Here is a 583-nt window from a genome sequence, read left to right on the forward strand (position 1 = left end):
ACCGAGATCAGCGGGGTGAGCCCGGCCAACGGGTCGGCCAGGGCGGCGGGGTCGAGGTGCGGTCCGGTGGTCGCGGTGCCGGCCGCGGTGGGCATGGTCATCGGGATACTCCTGTTCGGACCGGGGTGAGAAGGTCGCGGGCGGCGGCGATGGTGTCGGGGGCGGTGAACCGGGCGAAGACCTGGACCCGGACCCCGGAGAAGGTGGCTCCCACGGACAACCCGAGGGAGTTCGGGTTGTCGTAGTCGACGGTCAGCGGCAGCCCGAGCGCGCCGGCCACCGCGACGAGACCGGCCCGGATCACCGGCGCCTCGCCGGGGTCGGAGGGATTACCGGGGCCGAACACGTTGGCGGTGAGCGTGGGGCGGTCGCCGACGCCGGAAGCGACCAGGTACAGGTGCGCGCCGGTGGCGTCCAGGGCCTCACCGACCATGGCGAGCAGGGTGATCCCGGCCCGAAGGGCGGCGGTCTGACGCTGCGAGGAGGAACGGGCCTCGATCGTCGGGGCGTGCGACATCAGCGGGCACCGCCCTTCGCCTTGCGGCGGACCAGACCGGTCGGCCGACCGGTCCCGGTCTCCGGC

The 583-nt window shown here is 74.1% G+C and carries 1 protein-coding gene; it reads right to left on the reverse strand.

The window, feature by feature from the left end; translation table 11 throughout:
• Positions 1-97: 97 nt before the first annotated feature.
• Positions 98-583, reverse strand: a 486-nt coding sequence (locus tag DD1DGNOD_RS24710) for a hypothetical protein (protein WP_206443415.1), incomplete at its 5' end; no start/stop codon positions are given.

Source organism: Candidatus Protofrankia californiensis (assembly GCF_900634765.1).
GTDB classification, from domain to species: domain Bacteria; phylum Actinomycetota; class Actinomycetes; order Frankiales; family Frankiaceae; genus Protofrankia; species Protofrankia californiensis.